Annotated in this window: 1 protein-coding gene; it reads left to right on the forward strand. The window is 68.2% G+C overall.

The features are described 5' to 3' along the window. Positions 1–453, forward strand: a 453-nt coding sequence (locus GVL52_RS28965; protein ID WP_160012733.1) for a PhnD/SsuA/transferrin family substrate-binding protein, incomplete at both ends; no start/stop codon positions are given.

The following is a 453-nucleotide window of genomic DNA, read 5'->3' on the forward strand; positions in this document are numbered from 1 at the left end:
GGTTCAGCTCGCGTGGTTCGGAGGCTTCACCGGGGTGCAGGCGCGCAAGGCCTCGCCCGGTGCGCAGGCGATCGCGCAAGGCGCCGAGGACGCGGCGTTCAAGACCTACCTCATCGCCAACACGAAGACCGGCCTGGCGAAGTCGGCCGACTTCCCGAAGGCGGTCGCCGGCAAGACGTTCACGTTCGGCTCGCGCGCCTCGACCTCGGGTCGCCTGATGCCGGAGTATTTCATCCGCGCGGCGTTCCCGGGCAAGACGCCCGAGGAGGTGTTCTTCCGCGTCGGCTTCTCCGGGGACCACACCCGCACGATCCAGCTCGTCCAGTCCGGGGCTTTCGAGGTCGGGGCGGTCGACTACTCGGTGTGGGACCTCGACGACAAGGCCGGCAAGGTCGATCACACGACCGTCGGCATCATCTGGGAGAGCCCGCCGTTTCCCGACTACCAGTGGAC

The sequence above is a fragment of the Rhizobium sp. 18055 genome, assembly GCF_902706285.1.
In the GTDB taxonomy this organism is placed as follows: domain Bacteria; phylum Pseudomonadota; class Alphaproteobacteria; order Rhizobiales; family Rhizobiaceae; genus Rhizobium.